The organism is Bacillus nitratireducens (genome assembly GCF_036320425.1).
Classification (GTDB): domain Bacteria; phylum Bacillota; class Bacilli; order Bacillales; family Bacillaceae_G; genus Bacillus_A; species Bacillus_A nitratireducens.
This window is the reverse complement of record NZ_JAUMJO010000001.1, coordinates 173,950-189,408: the sequence shown is the minus strand read 5'-3', so window position 1 is coordinate 189,408 and position 15,459 is coordinate 173,950. Positions and strand designations below refer to the sequence as shown.

General features: G+C 34.8%; 23 protein-coding genes and 1 pseudogene. 22 read left to right on the top strand and 2 right to left on the bottom strand.

The features are described 5' to 3' along the window. The first annotated feature begins 85 nt into the window (after positions 1-85). The 13 genes and pseudogenes from Q3V31_RS01030 to Q3V31_RS00970 all read left to right on the top strand — a co-directional run bounded on the left by Q3V31_RS01030 (position 86) and on the right by Q3V31_RS00970 (position 6,155). Positions 86-508: a GNAT family N-acetyltransferase gene (locus tag Q3V31_RS01030; protein ID WP_001025957.1), complete on the top strand. Its 423-nt coding sequence runs from the start codon at positions 86-88 to the stop codon at positions 506-508. A 150-nt stretch (positions 509-658) separates the two neighbouring features. Then, positions 659-1,786, top strand: coding sequence for a metallophosphoesterase (locus Q3V31_RS01025; protein ID WP_090813211.1), 1,128 nt, complete (start codon positions 659-661; stop codon positions 1,784-1,786). Between the two features lie 232 nt (positions 1,787-2,018). After that, positions 2,019-2,585 carry a GNAT family N-acetyltransferase gene (locus tag Q3V31_RS01020; protein ID WP_001181785.1) on the top strand — a complete coding sequence of 189 codons (567 nt, stop codon included), beginning with the start codon at positions 2,019-2,021 and terminating at the stop codon, positions 2,583-2,585. Positions 2,586-2,591: 6 nt separating this feature from the next. After that, positions 2,592-3,152, top strand: a complete 561-nt coding sequence (locus Q3V31_RS01015) for a 2'-5' RNA ligase family protein (protein ID WP_016129242.1) — start codon at positions 2,592-2,594, stop codon at positions 3,150-3,152. After that, positions 3,149-3,634, top strand: a complete 486-nt coding sequence (locus Q3V31_RS01010) for a GNAT family N-acetyltransferase (RefSeq protein ID WP_088007894.1) — start codon at positions 3,149-3,151, stop codon at positions 3,632-3,634. The genes Q3V31_RS01015 and Q3V31_RS01010 overlap by 4 nt, the downstream gene beginning before the upstream one ends. A 12-nt stretch (positions 3,635-3,646) precedes the next feature. Then, on the top strand, positions 3,647-4,015 hold the full coding sequence (locus Q3V31_RS01005; protein WP_000688061.1) for a cupin domain-containing protein: 369 nt from the start codon (positions 3,647-3,649) through the stop codon (positions 4,013-4,015). A gap of 22 nt (positions 4,016-4,037) precedes the next feature. Continuing rightward, positions 4,038-4,232, top strand: coding sequence for a hypothetical protein (locus Q3V31_RS01000; protein ID WP_001233480.1), 195 nt, complete (start codon positions 4,038-4,040; stop codon positions 4,230-4,232). After that, positions 4,233-4,426, top strand: a pseudogene (locus tag Q3V31_RS00995) (hypothetical protein). Between the two features lie 89 nt (positions 4,427-4,515). Next, positions 4,516-4,695, top strand: a complete 180-nt coding sequence (locus Q3V31_RS00990; RefSeq protein WP_000701193.1) for a hypothetical protein — start codon at positions 4,516-4,518, stop codon at positions 4,693-4,695. Positions 4,696-5,136: 441 nt separating this feature from the next. Beyond that, positions 5,137-5,328 (top strand): hypothetical protein, encoded by a 192-nt coding sequence (locus Q3V31_RS00985; RefSeq protein WP_000489621.1) that lies wholly within the window; start codon positions 5,137-5,139, stop codon positions 5,326-5,328. A gap of 6 nt (positions 5,329-5,334) precedes the next feature. Further along, positions 5,335-5,583 (top strand): DUF4176 domain-containing protein, encoded by a 249-nt coding sequence (locus Q3V31_RS00980; RefSeq protein WP_090813212.1) that lies wholly within the window; start codon positions 5,335-5,337, stop codon positions 5,581-5,583. 36 nt (positions 5,584-5,619) lie between these two features. Then, positions 5,620-5,808, top strand: a complete 189-nt coding sequence (locus tag Q3V31_RS00975; RefSeq protein WP_000516426.1) for a hypothetical protein — start codon at positions 5,620-5,622, stop codon at positions 5,806-5,808. A gap of 155 nt (positions 5,809-5,963) precedes the next feature. After that, positions 5,964-6,155: a hypothetical protein gene (locus tag Q3V31_RS00970; RefSeq protein ID WP_016129243.1), complete on the top strand. Its 192-nt coding sequence runs from the start codon at positions 5,964-5,966 to the stop codon at positions 6,153-6,155. 211 nt (positions 6,156-6,366) lie between these two features. Here Q3V31_RS00970 and Q3V31_RS00965 read toward each other — a convergent pair whose 3' ends face one another. Beyond that, on the bottom strand, positions 6,367-7,152 hold the full coding sequence (locus tag Q3V31_RS00965; protein WP_016129244.1) for a GNAT family N-acetyltransferase: 786 nt from the start codon (positions 7,150-7,152) through the stop codon (positions 6,367-6,369). A gap of 132 nt (positions 7,153-7,284) precedes the next feature. Here Q3V31_RS00965 and ytfJ point away from each other — a divergent pair, with 132 nt between their 5' ends. From ytfJ to Q3V31_RS00945, 4 genes are all read left to right on the top strand, one after another. Continuing rightward, positions 7,285-7,710 carry a GerW family sporulation protein gene (gene ytfJ / locus Q3V31_RS00960; RefSeq protein ID WP_000349989.1) on the top strand — a complete coding sequence of 142 codons (426 nt, stop codon included), beginning with the start codon at positions 7,285-7,287 and terminating at the stop codon, positions 7,708-7,710. A gap of 160 nt (positions 7,711-7,870) precedes the next feature. Beyond that, the gene (locus tag Q3V31_RS00955; protein WP_000014098.1) at positions 7,871-8,647 is read left to right on the top strand and encodes a hypothetical protein; all 777 of its coding nucleotides are present in this window, start codon (positions 7,871-7,873) and stop codon (positions 8,645-8,647) included. A gap of 51 nt (positions 8,648-8,698) precedes the next feature. Then, a complete protein-coding gene (locus Q3V31_RS00950) occupies positions 8,699-9,019 on the top strand; it encodes a hypothetical protein (protein WP_000761191.1) in 321 nt (106 codons plus the stop codon). 69 nt (positions 9,020-9,088) lie between these two features. Continuing rightward, entirely contained in the window at positions 9,089-9,301 is a 213-nt protein-coding gene (locus Q3V31_RS00945; protein ID WP_000711203.1) for a hypothetical protein, read from the top strand. Positions 9,302-9,331: 30 nt separating this feature from the next. On the opposite strand, the gene Q3V31_RS00940 is transcribed toward Q3V31_RS00945, so the two are convergent. Further along, positions 9,332-9,670, bottom strand: coding sequence for a hypothetical protein (locus tag Q3V31_RS00940; RefSeq protein ID WP_001253199.1), 339 nt, complete (start codon positions 9,668-9,670; stop codon positions 9,332-9,334). A 311-nt stretch (positions 9,671-9,981) separates the two neighbouring features. On the opposite strand from Q3V31_RS00940, the gene Q3V31_RS00935 reads away from it, so the two are divergent. From Q3V31_RS00935 to Q3V31_RS00915, 5 genes are all read left to right on the top strand, one after another. Then, entirely contained in the window at positions 9,982-10,662 is a 681-nt protein-coding gene (locus Q3V31_RS00935) for a class I SAM-dependent methyltransferase (protein ID WP_001051562.1), read from the top strand. Between the two features lie 94 nt (positions 10,663-10,756). Then, positions 10,757-12,445, top strand: coding sequence for a formate--tetrahydrofolate ligase (locus Q3V31_RS00930; protein ID WP_033657013.1), 1,689 nt, complete (start codon positions 10,757-10,759; stop codon positions 12,443-12,445). Positions 12,446-12,535: 90 nt separating this feature from the next. Beyond that, on the top strand, positions 12,536-13,063 hold the full coding sequence (locus Q3V31_RS00925; protein WP_000460232.1) for a hypothetical protein: 528 nt from the start codon (positions 12,536-12,538) through the stop codon (positions 13,061-13,063). Positions 13,064-13,082: 19 nt separating this feature from the next. Further along, positions 13,083-14,252: a DEAD/DEAH box helicase gene (locus tag Q3V31_RS00920; protein ID WP_000588605.1), complete on the top strand. Its 1,170-nt coding sequence runs from the start codon at positions 13,083-13,085 to the stop codon at positions 14,250-14,252. Positions 14,253-14,620: 368 nt separating this feature from the next. Continuing rightward, complete coding sequence (locus Q3V31_RS00915; RefSeq protein WP_001080391.1) at positions 14,621-15,415, top strand: sugar phosphate isomerase/epimerase family protein; 795 nt, start codon at positions 14,621-14,623, stop codon at positions 15,413-15,415. Positions 15,416-15,459 lie beyond the last annotated feature (44 nt).

The following is a 15,459-nucleotide window of genomic DNA, read 5'->3' as shown; positions in this document are numbered from 1 at the left end:
CTGTCACTTAAGTTAAGGGCAGTTACTTTTTATAATGATGATACAACATTTAGAAAATTTAATAAATAGAAAGGAGAGAATCAAAATGAATATTAGAGAAATAGTAACAGAAGCTGATTTACATGATGTATTCCCTGTATTACAGCAATTACGAACAAAAATTTCAAGAGAAGAAGCAAGTTCTTTATTTCAAAAAATGAAAAAAGAAAATTATAAACTACTCTCGTTACAGAATGAAGATGAAGAAGTTGTTAGTCTAGCTGGTGTAGCGATTTGTACGAATTTTTATAATGAGAAACATGTTTTCGTATATGATCTTGTAACTGCAGAAGCTCACAGATCAAAAGGATATGGTAAGGTTCTGTTGTCATATGTAGAAAAATGGGGGGAAGAAAAAGGGTGCAGTTCTATCGTTCTTACATCAGCGTTTCCAAGAGTTGATGCACATCGTTTTTATGAAAGAGAAGGCTATGATAAGGTAAGCTATTCTTTTTATAAAGAATTATAATAGTAAGGGGGTTCTATGTGTGAGAACATATGGAACCCCTTTTAATTTAGAATTGAAGAATGAGGAGGGGTAATTACTTATTTTGTCGAATAGTCTCATTATAATTGAGACGATAATATGGAATTAAAAGAAGGTTAGGGGAGTTTATACTTGGAAAAAATTCAGAAACTATTAATCCCAAAAGGTGTAAGAGTTATCGTAATATCTGATATTCATGGTGAATTAAATCTTTTAAAGGAATTATTACATAAAGTTCATTTTAAAGATGATGATTATTTAATTATAAATGGAGACCTTTGTGAGAAGGGAAACGATAGCGTTGGCGTTGTAAACTATGTAATGGATTTAGTAGTTAGCAAGCCAAATGTTTATGTAGTTGAAGGGAATTGTGAAGTTGTAGTTGAAGCACTTGTAAATGAAAATCCTGCGCTAATAAATTATTTATGTACGAAAAAGAATACAATTTTTAATGAATGGCTAGCGAAATTGAACGTTACCGTTAATGAAGAAAGTGATATTTGTGAAGTGAAAAACATATTGATGGGCCATTTTTCAAAAGAAATAAAGTGGCTAACAGAATTACCAACTGCTATTGAAACTGAGGAGTATATCTTTGTACATGCTGGTCTTGAAGATAGAGAGAATTGGAGACAAACAGACAGGAAAAATGCAATTGCAATGCCAGAGTTTTTTAATAAGTCACATAGAGCGGATAAGTACGTAATTGTTGGACATTGGCCTGTTGTGAACTATTCCGAGGAGGCACCATCTAACAATCCAGTTATTGATAAGGAGAAAAAAATTATTGCGATTGATGGTGGTAATGCAATTAAAGAAGCAGGGCAATTAAACGCATTTATTATTCAGAGGACAACTTCAGGTGATACGTTTTCTTATACATATGTAGATCATTTTCCGCAGTATGAGGTATTGGCCGATTTTAATGCGAATTCAGTAATGCAGGGCGGGGTTACATATCCGCATTATTACATAGAGCCTGTGGAGAGAATGAAAGGTTTTACCGGATGTAAACAACTAGGAACAAATGAATTACTTCATGTGAAAAACGAGTATATAAAGCAACTTGAATCAGGTGAGTATACAGTGAAAACGGATATTTCTTGTGCACAATTAAGCGTTAGAAACGGGGATGTTGTTTCTCTCATTGATGGTAGTTGTGCCGGATATGATTTAATTAAAAAAGATGGTGTAGAAGGCTGGATAGAGAAAGGAATTCTACTTGAGGTAGAAAAGAAGGGGAATACAATATTTAGCTAAAGTGGGAGGGATATAACCTCCTATTTTTTATTAACTATGTTACGAGTTCGTACTTCATCTAATTTTTTCCGAAGTTCCGTTTCTAAATTAAACTCAAAAAAATAGGCTAATTTACATAAATAATTCGTATTTTATAACAAAATTATACAATAAAATAAAGGGTTTTTGTTTTGATTTTTCTGAAAAAACATTATAATTATATATGAAATAAAGAGGAATGTAGGAGGAAATTATGCAAAACGTTATATTAAAGGGGAACAAAGTTACAATTCGTACAATAGAAGAATCAGATATAAAAACATTATGGAGCTTCATATATAAAGAAGAAAATCCAGAGTGGAAAAAATGGGATGCACCGTACTTTCCGTTCTCAATGCAAGAATACGCGTCCTATAAAGAGAAGATGCAAACTCGTTTACGAGAAGAACCGCTGTCAAATTTAATTATAGAAAATAACGATCAAATTATAGGGACAGTCGGATTTTATTGGGAACATAAACCGACGCGTTGGTTAGAAATGGGAATCGTAATTTATGACCCAGCATACTGGAATGGTGGATATGGTACAGAAGCATTAAAACTATATAGAGATTTGCTATTTGAAAATATGGAGATTGGTAGAGTAGGACTTACGACTTGGTCTGGTAATGAACGAATGATGAAAGTAGCGGAGAAAATAGGAATGCGATTAGAAGGTAGAATGCGAAAATGCCGTTATTATAACGGGACATACTATGACTCTATTCGAATGGGAATGATTCGTGAAGAGTGGGAAGCGCTATGTGTAACGGAGGGGTGAGGAAGCATGTACGCAATTATTGCTACATTGGATAGTGTGTTTACTAATAAAATTAAAGAATTGCAAAATGAATTAACAAATATAATTGGAATAAATCAACTAGCTGGAGTAGAACCACATATTACATTGGCTGATTATAATGAGTTAGATGTTAATTTATATACGAAGAAATTAGAGGAGTTTGTAGTTTTTCAAGAGAACATCTCCGCTGTAACTTTTCCATCTGTTGGAACTTTTCCTACTAACGGAACGATCTTTCTAGCACCAACCATTACTGATGAATTATTAAAACTTCATCATTCTTATCATGATTATTTCAAAACTTTTCATGATAATCCACAGTCCTATTACGTTCCGGGAAAATGGATTCCGCATTGCACGATTGCAAATGGGTTAAATTCAAATCAATTTTTAAGTGTAATGGAATATATATATGAAAAATTTGATGTTACAATAGCTTCGATTGAGAAGTTAAAATTAATTAAGGTAAATTATGAAGATGGTTTTGCCATTTCTTCTAGTATATTAGCAGAATATAATTTAAAGAGAATGGAGACATCGAGATGACATATGTAATTAGAGAAATGAAGCAAGAAGATATTCATGCTGTACAAAACGTAGCAAAAATAGCTTGGCATGATACTTACGAAGGAATTATTCCGAGAGAGATTCAAGACAACTTTTTAAATGAAGCATATTCCGATGAAAAAATGAAATATCGCCTTAAAAATACACACTTATTCGTTGCAGAAGAAGAGGGAGAAGTAATTGGGTTTGCGAATTTTTCACCTGTTAGACTGCAAAATGAAGCAGAGTTAGGTGCGATTTATTTGTTGCCGGATCAGCAAGGAAAAGGGATAGGCAGCGCTTTGTTAAAAAGAGGGATTAAGGGACTAAAAGGGATTCGGAAACTGTACATACATGTAGAAGCAGCAAATGAAAAAGGAAAGCGCTTTTATGAAGCGAAAGGTTTTGCGGAATTAGAGCAATTTGAAGAGGACTTTGAAGGACATATGATGCAGACAGTAAGGATGGTTTTATACATATAGGGAGGAGCAGGAATGAAAATATTTGATTTCAGTGCAGAAGTTGGGAAACACATATCAGCATTTCAATCTAATTTCATAATGGCAAAAATATTAAATCATCAAGGGAATATACATATCGGTGCCATGCATTTACAAGAGAATGGAATTATCGGATATCATGAAGCAGTTGTATCTCAACTGCTTCTTATTGTGGACGGCGAAGGATATGTGTGCGGAGCAAATAAAGAAAAAGTGAAGGTGGAAGCTGGACAAGCTGTGTTTTGGGAGAAGGGTGAGTTACATGAAACAAGTACAGAAAAGGGATTGATGGCAATTGTAATTGAGTCGGAGGAACTTGAGAAAAGAGTTTTAATGAAAGAAGTGGGAAAGTTTGATGATTAAGGTGTGTAAGGAGGAGATTACTATGCGCAAAGTTACGCAAATAGTAATATGTGCAGCAGCAGTACTATTAATCACACTCGCTATGATAAATGGAGAAACGTGGAAAGATAAAATTGTTATTTCGCTAGCTGTTTTTATATTTACTGGATTTTCTCTAGTATGGAACACATTTATTATAAATTTTATGGAGAAATTCAATGGGAAAAGGAGTAAATAAATGCTACCTTTCAAGCGAATGAGAACTATATATTTAATAACAGTACCTATTATTGCACTACTCTCATTATTTTTCCGCAGTCATTAGGAGATCGTATATTTACTTTCTTTTTTGTACTTGTTTTTGGCGGATTAGCAATTGGATTTACCTATTTAATGGACTTTATTGGAAAAACAAAAGATAAAAGGGAATGAAAATGAAGCTTTTACAAGTGGGAACAGTAGTAAAGTCCAAAGTTGTAGATTTGTAAAATTTGAGAAGACGGATAAGGAGTAGTAAGGTGATGAAGATTCCGAAAATTATAATGGTAATACTAGTTGTAATTTCAGTCGCTGTCGGGCTGATGGGGCCATATTCAATAAAAGAAAAGATTATATATACATTTGGTGTGATCTTTTGGGGAGCAATGGCGATAGGAGCAATTAATTTAATGGAGTATATTAAAAGGAGGATGAGTAAATGAAACTTAGATTGAAGGAGGAATAATAATTAGGATAAGAAACGGAATTATATGTTAGAGATAGTTATGGACTAGGTGGTACCATTAAGTTTGAGGCGAATGCTTTAGACCACTCTTCCTCTAAAAAACTTCCCTTTGCAGAGGATTTAACAGTTACACAAAAGTTCTTAAATGGATCTTATGTATTCGGAATAGATCAATATACTTTTAAAAATGATTATGAATTAACAGCACATAAGTATGAAGTAGTTCTTAATAAAATTGAGATTCCGGATTATATCCCTTTCTTAGGTGACTATGATATTACACTAAAAGGTGAATATGGGTTTGGATATGGTTACAAAGTCCATTTAGGACAAGAGACTGGGGGGTATGCGACAGCACCTAATGGTCATGGAGGAGGATTCTTTTTTAAACTTGATAAAGACAAAAAGGAGTAAAAGTATGTTCAGACAAGGACGGTTTATGATTATTATTGGTACTATGGTACTTGTTATTGCAGGGTGGTTTTTCCCATTTAATTTATGGCAGAAATTATTTTTCAGTATTGCTATGATTGGCATTGGGATGTTGGCATATGAAAGTTCAATATTATTTGACCGTTTAGCTAAAAAATTTACAAATAGAGGAGAATAAATACCTATGAAACTATTTCCAATTGGAACAATAGTTAAACTAGAAGAGGTAGAACCGATTATTATGATCATTGGAAGAATGGTTGTATCAGCAGATAAACGTGATTTTGATTATGTGGGCGTTCCTTATCCAGTGGGCTATCTAGGTGATGAAAAAGTACTTTGTTTTAATCATGATAAGATTGTAGAGGAAATGCATAGAGGGTATATGACTGAGAGTGAATTAGTTCTACGTGAGAAATTATTAGAATTGTAGATTAGTTGAAAAATACATATAGATTTAAAAAATAAGATAGGGAAAATAATGAGAACCCTTGTAATCATTGGCATACTTATCCCTCCAGTACTGCTGTGGAGTGTACCTACAATGCCTCTAAATGATAAATTGCTGTTTACAGTTTTACAACTAACTGTAGGATTCAGTACGGTAATTGTATTAGAGATTATATTTAGAAATCGAAAAAAGAAAAGGGTAAAATAGAGATAGATTGCATGGAATATCAGTTGAAAATATATAACATGTATGACTAATAGCTTTCCTTGGAAGGTGGCCTACTGGTCGCCTCTTTTAACGTTATCTCCCTGGTAATGGAGGGCTGATTTTTTATTTAACAAAGAAAAAAGGAGCAATCAAGCATGTTTAAACAAGGGCGCATTTTAATGTGTATTTTTACCGTAGTGTTATTTTTTTCTTCCTTCTTCTTTCCACAGCCAATGGGAAAAAGGGTTTTAACAGCTATTGTTGCTCTAATTATTGGTGGAGTAGGTATTGGAATTTCCTATTTATTAGAAAATTTCAGTAGCAATTCGAAAAATATATCTAAATAAGAACAGAGAATAACGATAAAGCGTTCCTAATTGGTTCAGTTGTAAAGATAAAAGATTTAAATTGTTTTTTTATGTTATAGAAATTAACAAGAGTTAACAAGCATAGTATATCATATAGTAACGACAAGCGGAGTACATGTGAATAGATATTAGTTATACGCAGAAGAGGCTACTTATAATAGGCAGCCTCTTCTGCGTGTATTATGCATTATTATCGATACATCGTCCACATCCCAATATCTTTAAACCCTAAACGTTTATAAATTCGTCCAGCAGCTGGATTGTTATAAAATAAGCAAAGCGTTCGGCCTTCTTTCGTAAAGTCTTGGATCATTTTCTGTAATATGAGCGAAGCATATCCATTCCCGCGATGATTCGGATGTGTACAGACTCCAACAACCATAGCCGATAATGAATTTTCAGCGGAAGTAGAAGCAGATGCGATAATAGCACCGTCTTTTTCAATATAATATGTACGTCCTGTATTTGTTTCGAGAGCTTGTCTTAATATTTTCTCTGATTCATTAGCAGTTGGGAATTCAGCGATGTTACTTCGTAATTTCATAATTCGCTCTACATCATCTAGTGTGGCATGTTTAATTGTTTCTTGGACAGGCGTGCTAGGTAAGTTGTTGTCATCTAGACATTCGCAAAAATACATTTCATTTTTGGTACCTAGTTGTACACTTGGAGCAGTTTCAAATCTTTCTACAATAGTCGACTTGCCAGAGAGTTTAAGCGGCTTATATGCGGAAAGAAGTGCCTCATAGTCAGCGACTATAAACTCTCCTTTACTATACGGTATAAATGTTTCATGGAAGCGTAGCAAAATTGATTTTAATGTTCCGTTCTCTTTGAATGCGCCCCATAATTCTTGAAAATCTGTGTCATAACCGAAAGCTTCAATATCTCCAATGATAAATAAGTTAAGGGCTGCTTCTTCTTTTAGAAAAGAAAATACTTGTTCATGATCTTTCTTTGTTAATTTTCGCAGCATCACGATTCGACCCCTTTTTTATTTTTTCTAAATATTACAACTTAAGTTTTTTGAAATCAATATAAAATTTTATGTTTAGTTCACAAACTTTCGGAAAAACTAGGAAAGATATGACAAAGGAGGTTATGAACGGTGGATCATCCAATTCAAGGATTAATGAAAGCAGCAATGGAAAATTTGAAGGAAATGGTCGATGTAAATACGATTGTTGGAGAGCCTGTTCAAACGGCTGACGGTGGTGTAGTATTAACGGTTTCTAAAGTAGCGTTCGGTTTTGGCGCAGGAGGTTCTGATTTCCAGACGAATGATGGACAAAGAGCGAATGGTAACCCTGCATTTGGTGGCGGTAGCGCGGGTGGAGTATCAATTACACCGGTAGCATTTCTAGTTGTGAATAAAGATGGGGTAAATATTCTTCATTTACAAAATGCGACACATTTAGCGGAAAAAATGATTGAATTAGCTCCACAAACAATTGATAAAATCCAATCGATGTTCCAAAAAGAAGAAAAGAAAGAGGAAAATCATCACCCTCAAAACCCAGATGATATCCTTTAAAAACGCCTGCTTATGAGCAGGCGTTTTTTCTTGTAATCAGTATGTAATAAAACACATGAAATTGTAAATAGTTTTTGAAGTTTTTTCTATGTTTCTAAAATTTTTCATGTTAAAATATGCTATAGAATTGAAACATATAAAACGAAGGTGGCTGGGTGCTTTGTCTGGAGGATCTGACCAAGTAAACAATATGATATATATTAATGGTAATCGTCGGGGTCATTGTTTTATTACATCTGGAATTACGTTTAAAGAGTTTGCAAGTAACATCCCTTCACCGCTTCATCAAGTATTACTTTTAAAGCATAATTTTGAGTGGACAGATTTTCATTATCATACTTTATTTGAATATGTCGAGGAAGAAAACATACATAAACTCATTCAAGCAGAGATTGATGAATTTGATGAATTTTGTTGGGTAGATTTTGATGATGCAAGCGATTTAGATGAGTTAGAGCCAAAAGAAATTGCAGAATTATTATATTTGGCTCACAAAAAAGAACCACTTGGAAGAACGTTCTTCCCGTTACTGAAAAATAGATTCGTTTATTTTTCACATGATGATGGTTGGTACAACAAAGTGTATTACCGTAGAATCGGTGATTTTGTAGGAATGCTAAGTAAAGTAATTCCATATAAACTCGGTTCGTTTGGAAAGAAACGTTTTACTTTCTTCCAAAAATCAAAAATTTTCCCAGCAATTTCAAAGGAAGTTATCCTTGGGCTTGTTCCGTTAATGGAAGATGGGTTATACATTGATTTAGCGGGGAAAATTGAGTCAAGAAGAGGTCTTGAAATTCCGGTATATGTAGTAGGATCATTCGAAAGTACGGATGAGGTACTAGATAATATCGATGAATTGAAAGCGGACGCAACAGAAACAGGTTGGCTCATTTTTGATAAGAAAGAACAAGAGTGGCAATGGGTAGTAGACTAAGAAAACTTGGCGCATGAAGTCAAGTTTTCTTGTCTTTTGAAAGGAGAACAAATGAAGAAATATTATACAATTGTGGGTATGGTAAGTATTATTCTCGTGGCGATATTACTTATAACTTGTCCGAAAGAATCAGATTTCAAATTGTATTTAGAGGATAAGTATGCATTGAAATGTGACGAGAGTAGCTTTGAATGCACGCAAAATGTAGATGGAAAAAAAGAAAAATTACAGTTTGAAAGTATTGATGCGCGAAATGGTGTTTTCTTTATGACTGTAAAGCAAACGTATAAAACAGAAGCTGGTGTTACAAAAGAATATAGCGGAGTAGGGATGTTTGGTACATTTCTTTTTGTTTCAGAGAAGACTTTCTAGTAATAGAAGGTCTTTTTTTTATGCTTATGTTCATATAGATGAAGTAAGACAAGCATAGGAGGGGGATTAATGAAGAAGGAATGTATCGTTTGTGGTGGTGAGGAGTTTTTTTCATCAACATTATATGCACGTACGAAACAAGATTGGGCATATGCACCAAACATGTACCGATTTGAAAAGGTGTTTATTGAACAAAGGGACGAAGAAAATTATCCAGTCTTTCAAGAAATTACAGCCAAGCATTGTTGTGGATGCGGTCATATTATGTTGTATCATGAATGAACACACCAAGTATAACTTGGTGTGTTTTTTTTAAAACGCTGATAAAGCAAGCGGATATAGTAAAGTGAATAAAACAGAAAAACTGCCAAAACCAATTGCAGTATATCCAAGTGTTCTCGCTCCAAAGTTGACAGCTAATAAGCCAACTAAAATCGCAAGGGAGCCGAGTGTAACAGGATAAAAAGCAATGGAGAATAACGAAAGAAATAATGCGACATAGCCTATCATTGCTCCGGTATTTGTACCTTCTATTTCATTTGCAATTTCTTTGCGCTTATGTCTAATCGGAATACCAGCTGGTGATATTTCAGCTGCATACTCTTCGTTTTTTTCACCACTTTTAAAATGATGATTTCTCTTTCTTCGCATGTACATCCCTCTCTTTCAATTGGGTGTATCTATAGTATCTTTCATAAGGAAAAGAACATGAGTATGAGTTAAACCCAAGTAAAGCAAAAATTGGAGAAAATAGATTCCATTGTTATCCTGTACATCCCGCTATTTGCCGTGCAGTAAGGTTACCCGAAAAAGCCCGATTGGTGAGGGCTAATAATCAGTGGCGGACGAACAAAATCCCCCACTGATTAAAGCTTCACTTTATCTCTTTATGAAGATAAACAGGAATTTTGGAAAATGATGTAGAATGAAATGAATGATAATAACTGAAGGTAGGGGAATGTATGGCGAAGTTTAATTGGCATGAATCGGCAGAGAAAAAATGGGATAACGATGCAGAGTTTTGGAATCAAAATAGTCAAGAAATGTGGGATAGCGGGAGCAGGAGTACAATCATTCCATTTTTTGAGCAGTACGTCGAAAAAGAAGCACAAGTGTTAGATATTGGCTGTGGTGATGGGTATGGTACATATAAATTAAGTGTTACTGGGTACAAAGCAGTTGGGGTGGACTTATCGGAAGTGATGATTCAAAAGGGTAAGGAACGCGGAGAGGGCTCAAATTTATCTTTTATAAAAGGTGATTTTTCTGCATTACCATTTGAAAATGAGCAATTTGAAGCAATAATGGCAATTAATTCTTTAGAATGGACTGAGGAGCCATTACAAGCATTAAATGAAATAAAGCGTGTTTTAAAGAAAGATGGATACGCATGTATTGCAATTTTAGGACCGACAGCAAAGCCTCGAGAGAATAGTTATCCTCGTTTATACGGCAAAGACGTTGTTTGTAATACGATGATGCCTTGGGAATTTGAACAGTTAGCGAAAGAACAAGGTTTTGAAGTTGTAGATGGCATCGGTGTATATAAGCGCGGAGTAAATGAGAAGATGTTAGGTCAACTACCTACAGAGTTACAACAATCGTTAACATTCTTATGGGTATTTATGTTAAAAAACGTATAAAGAAATGAAAGAATTTTTAGGAGGTAAATAAGTGCAGAAAATACAAAAAACTGATACAATATCATCAGAACCAATTAAAGGGGGACTAGGGTATATGACAACTACTACAACAGTTAAATCCGATATTGAAATCGCACAAGAAGCGAGTATGAAGAAGATTCAAGAAATTGCAGCTGAATTAAATATTTTAGAAGATGAATTAGAGCCATACGGACATTATAAAGGTAAGTTATCTCTTGATATTTTTAAGCGCTTACAGGATGAAAAAGACGGTAAAGTTGTTTTAGTAACAGCGATTAACCCAACTCCAGCTGGAGAAGGTAAATCAACAGTAACAGTTGGTTTAGGTCAAGCTTTTAATAAAATTGGTAAGAAAACAGTAATTGCACTTCGCGAACCATCTCTTGGACCAACGATGGGACTAAAAGGCGGAGCAGCAGGTGGTGGTTTTTCACAGGTTGTACCAATGGAAGACATTAACCTTCACTTTACTGGAGATATCCATGCGATCACAACTGCCAATAATGCGTTAGCGGCGTTTATTGATAATCATATCCAACAAGGAAACACACTTGGAATTGATACGCGTAAAATCGTTTGGAAACGCTGTGTTGACTTAAATGATCGTGCCCTTCGTAATGTAGTAATTGGCCTTGGTGGACCGGTTCAAGGTGTACCACGTGAAGACGGTTTTGATATTACAGTAGCATCTGAAATTATGGCCGTATTTTGCCTTGCAACAGATATTCAGGATTTAAAAACGCGTCTATCTCGCATTGTTGTCGCTTATAATTTTACAAATCAACCTGTAACGGTTAAAGATTTAGGTGTAGAAGGTGCGTTAACATTATTATTAAAAGACGCATTAAAACCGAACTTAGTACAAACATTAGAAAATACACCAGCTATCATTCATGGCGGACCATTTGCGAATATCGCTCACGGTTGTAACAGTGTTATCGCTACGACAATGGCAGCAAAATTAGGTGATTATGTTATTACAGAAGCTGGATTCGGTGCAGATTTAGGTGCTGAGAAGTTTTTAGATATTAAAGCTCGTGCAGCTGGCATTAAACCAGAAGCAGTTGTTATTGTTGCGACTATTCGTGCGCTTAAAATGCATGGCGGCGTAGCAAAAGATCAATTAAAAGAAGAAAATGTAGATGCATTAGCAAAAGGTATGGAAAACTTACAGAAGCATGTTGAAACAATTCAAAGCTTCGGTGTGCCTTTCGTAATTGCTATTAACAAATTCATTACTGATACAGATGCAGAAGTTACATATTTACAAGAATGGTGCAATGAGCGTGGCTATGCAGTATCCTTAACAGAAGTTTGGGAGAAGGGTGGCCAAGGCGGAGTTGATCTTGCTGAAAAAGTACTAAAAGAAATCGAAAAAGGTGAGAACAACTACGCACCACTTTACGAATTAGAATTACCATTGGAAGAAAAAATTCGTACAATTGCTCAAAAAGTGTATGGTGCAAAAGATATCGAATTTGCTCCGAAAGCACGTAAGCAATTAGCTCAATATGAAGGAGAAGGTTGGAGTAACCTACCAGTTTGTATGGCGAAAACACAATACTCTCTTTCTGATGATGCAACGAAATTAGGGCGCCCATCTGACTTTATTGTTACAATTCGTGAATTAAAACCATCTATCGGTGCAGGGTTTATCGTTGCGTTAACAGGAACAATGTTAACAATGCCAGGTCTTCCGAAACAGCCAGCTGCGCTGCAAATGGATGTAAATGAAGAGGGAAAAGCAGTAGGTTTATTCTAAAAGGTTGTAATTCATCTCGTTTATCTGTACACTATATATACATCAAGTGGCGCCTTTCCATCGAAAGGCGCCTGTTTTTTGGAGGAAATTATGTTTGATCCAACTGCTTTTGAAAATTTAAAGGTAATTGTGGAAGGAGCTGTCTATGATTTCGATTTACACGGTGATATTCTCGTAACAGATCGAAAAGATGTGATGGACCTTGCTTCATTGAGTCGTATGTATAGTATTTCATTTCAACTAACAGAACCATTTAAAACGATGGTAGAGGCAACATTTTCACTATCTGTTGATGCAAAGAATTTATCAGGTGAAATATTAGAAGTACCTCAGTTTATACCAGGTTGTGAAATGAAGCTGGAATTCTCGTTCGAAATGGAACAACCAGAGATAGGATGCGAAGAAATTGAAACTTTATTGCATTCTATATGGGGAAAAGAGCGAATGATTACGCAGAAAATTTCATACGAATATAATAAGCAAGCGATTTCATATCATAATAAGGTAGAGGTTCTATTTCAAAAAGCGATTACAGAAGACCATGTTGATGATTTAATAGCTGTTATTTCACACATGATAGAAACGGTGCGAACAATACAGCATTTTCTTCAAAAATAGAGATAAAGGAGAAAAACAAATGATAAAAGATATGCAACCATTTTTACAACAAGCTTGGGAGAAGGCTGGTTTTAAAGAATTAACTGAAATTCAAAAACAAGCGATTCCAACTATTTTAGAAGGACAAGACGTTATAGCTGAATCTCCAACTGGAACAGGAAAAACATTAGCGTACTTATTACCACTTTTACATAAAATTAATCCTGAAGTAAAACAGCCACAAGTTGTTATTTTAGCTCCAACGCGTGAACTTGTAATGCAAATTCATGAAGAGGTTCAAAAATTTACAGCAGGAACTGAAATTTCAGGTGCATCTTTAATTGGTGGTGCAGATATTAAGCGCCAAGTTGAAAAATTAAAGAAACACCCGAAAGTAATTGTCGGTTCACCAGGCCGTATTTTAGAATTAATTCGTATGAAAAAGCTAAAAATGCATGAAGTGAAAACAATTGTATTTGATGAGTTTGATCAAATTGTAAAGCAAAAAATGATGGGCGCTGCACAGGATGTAATTAAATCAACGATGCGCGATCGTCAATTAGTATTCTTCTCAGCAACAATGACAAAAGCGGCAGAAGATGCAGCACGTGATTTAGCAGTTGAACCACAATTAGTACGTGTAACTCGTGCAGAGTCAAAAAGCTTAGTTGAGCATACGTATATCATTTGTGAGCGACGCGAAAAAAATGATTACGTAAGAAGAATTATGCATATGGGCGATGTAAAAGCAGTTGCTTTCTTAAATGACCCATTCCGTTTAGATGAAATTACTCAGAAATTGAAATTCCGTAAAATGAAAGCAGCAGCTCTTCATGCAGAGGCAAGCAAGCAAGAGCGTGAAGCAACGATGCGTGCATTCCGCGGTGGGAAATTAGAAATTCTACTTGCTACTGATATTGCAGCACGTGGAATAGATATTGATGATTTAACACATGTAATTCACTTAGAGTTACCTGACACTGTAGACCAATACATTCACCGTTCAGGACGTACTGGACGTATGGGTAAAGAAGGAACAGTAGTTTCTCTTGTAACAGAACAAGAAGAACGTAAATTACTTCAATTTGCGAAAAAATTAGGTATCGTGTTTACGAAACAAGAAATGTTCAAAGGAACATTTGTAGAATCGAAACCACAAGAACCAAAGAAAAAGAAACCAGCTTTTACTGGGAAGAAGAAGCCTAGATAAAGTTAAACTTTAATCAGTGGGCGGGTGTTCCTCCCCACTGATTATTAGCCTTCACGTGCAGTTAATCTCCCACCGGACTTCTTTGCTCTAACTGAATTTTGAGGTGGGAGTCTTACTGCACGGCAAATAGTGGGATAAATAAAAGGAAAGACGTAACTATGCGTAGTTACGTCTTTTTTTTGTGGAATAATAGATGAAATTTTATTAACGATTATTAAAATTTCATCTATCGTAACTTTAAAAATATTAATGATTCTACAGGGATTATTGATAAAGGTGTAGCATTTCTAGTTTAGTTTGTACAAGGAAGTAACATAAAAAGAGTCGAATATTAACATGATACGAAATAATAAAAAGAAGGTACATTTATGAACAGGAAATTAGGAATGTTTTTAAATACAAAACATATTGAAGTAAACGAAGGAATAAAAAAGGCGAGAGAATGGGATTTAAAATATATTCAACTATATGCTATGAATATGACTTTCAACTTAGCAAATATTTCAAAGGTAGAATGGACCAATTTAAAGAAAAGTTTATTTTTTAATGGAATTAAAGTTCCGTCATTAGCAATTAGTTTTGGAGAAAGTGGAATTGTAGGGGCGGAGGATGAAAATGTAATAGAGCAGTTGAAACGTGTTGCTGATAAGGGATTAGAATTAGGAGCAAATATAATAACGGCTCACATTGGAAAAATTCCAGATGTTGAAAAGAGCGAGCGATATGACAAGATGCAAAGGGCTTGTTATGAGATAGGGGATTTATTATTAAAATTAGGGGGAGTCTTCGCTATGGAGACAGGATCTGAAAAAGCAATAGTATTAAAACAATTTTTAGAAACTACAAACTCCAAAGGACTAGCTGTTAACTTTGACCCAGCAAATTTAATTAGCGATGTAAATGGAAATCCGATAGAGAGTTTATTACTATTAAAAGATTATATAGTACAAACTCATATTAAAGATTGTAAAGAAGTGAAAAGCGATAGTTCAAGTAAGTATATAGAAGTCGCAGCAGGAAATGGTGAAGTAGATTTCGATATATTCTTCAAGGCATTAGATGAAATCGGATTCGACGGGTATAACATGATTGAAAGAAATGATTATTTTAACGAACTTGACGGGATGAATCAGTCGGTAAATTTTGTAAAGAGGTACATATAAACTCAAAAGGAATAACAATAACACTTGTAGAAACCTACATAGAG

Excerpts from the sequence above, each read along its gene's own strand:
- Q3V31_RS01015 (WP_016129242.1), top strand. The coding sequence starts at position 2,592 with ATGTACGCAATTATTGCTACATTGGATAGTGTGTTTACTAATAAAATT.
- Q3V31_RS00965 (WP_016129244.1), bottom strand. The coding sequence starts at position 7,152 with ATGCTGCGAAAATTAACAAAGAAAGATCATGAACAAGTATTTTCTTTT.
- Q3V31_RS00930 (WP_033657013.1), top strand. The coding sequence starts at position 10,757 with ATGACAACTACTACAACAGTTAAATCCGATATTGAAATCGCACAAGAA.
- Q3V31_RS01010 (WP_088007894.1), top strand. The coding sequence starts at position 3,149 with ATGACATATGTAATTAGAGAAATGAAGCAAGAAGATATTCATGCTGTA.
- Q3V31_RS00920 (WP_000588605.1), top strand. The coding sequence starts at position 13,083 with ATGATAAAAGATATGCAACCATTTTTACAACAAGCTTGGGAGAAGGCT.
- Q3V31_RS01030 (WP_001025957.1), top strand. The coding sequence starts at position 86 with ATGAATATTAGAGAAATAGTAACAGAAGCTGATTTACATGATGTATTC.
- Q3V31_RS00940 (WP_001253199.1), bottom strand. The coding sequence starts at position 9,670 with ATGCGAAGAAAGAGAAATCATCATTTTAAAAGTGGTGAAAAAAACGAA.
- Q3V31_RS01020 (WP_001181785.1), top strand. The coding sequence starts at position 2,019 with ATGCAAAACGTTATATTAAAGGGGAACAAAGTTACAATTCGTACAATA.
- Q3V31_RS00945 (WP_000711203.1), top strand. The coding sequence starts at position 9,089 with ATGAAGAAGGAATGTATCGTTTGTGGTGGTGAGGAGTTTTTTTCATCA.
- Q3V31_RS01005 (WP_000688061.1), top strand. The coding sequence starts at position 3,647 with ATGAAAATATTTGATTTCAGTGCAGAAGTTGGGAAACACATATCAGCA.
- Q3V31_RS00970 (WP_016129243.1), top strand. The coding sequence starts at position 5,964 with ATGTTTAAACAAGGGCGCATTTTAATGTGTATTTTTACCGTAGTGTTA.
- Q3V31_RS00990 (WP_000701193.1), top strand. The coding sequence starts at position 4,516 with ATGAAGATTCCGAAAATTATAATGGTAATACTAGTTGTAATTTCAGTC.
- Q3V31_RS00915 (WP_001080391.1), top strand. The coding sequence starts at position 14,621 with ATGAACAGGAAATTAGGAATGTTTTTAAATACAAAACATATTGAAGTA.
- Q3V31_RS00925 (WP_000460232.1), top strand. The coding sequence starts at position 12,536 with ATGTTTGATCCAACTGCTTTTGAAAATTTAAAGGTAATTGTGGAAGGA.
- Q3V31_RS00980 (WP_090813212.1), top strand. The coding sequence starts at position 5,335 with ATGAAACTATTTCCAATTGGAACAATAGTTAAACTAGAAGAGGTAGAA.
- Q3V31_RS00935 (WP_001051562.1), top strand. The coding sequence starts at position 9,982 with ATGGCGAAGTTTAATTGGCATGAATCGGCAGAGAAAAAATGGGATAAC.
- Q3V31_RS00950 (WP_000761191.1), top strand. The coding sequence starts at position 8,699 with ATGAAGAAATATTATACAATTGTGGGTATGGTAAGTATTATTCTCGTG.
- Q3V31_RS00985 (WP_000489621.1), top strand. The coding sequence starts at position 5,137 with ATGTTCAGACAAGGACGGTTTATGATTATTATTGGTACTATGGTACTT.
- Q3V31_RS01000 (WP_001233480.1), top strand. The coding sequence starts at position 4,038 with ATGCGCAAAGTTACGCAAATAGTAATATGTGCAGCAGCAGTACTATTA.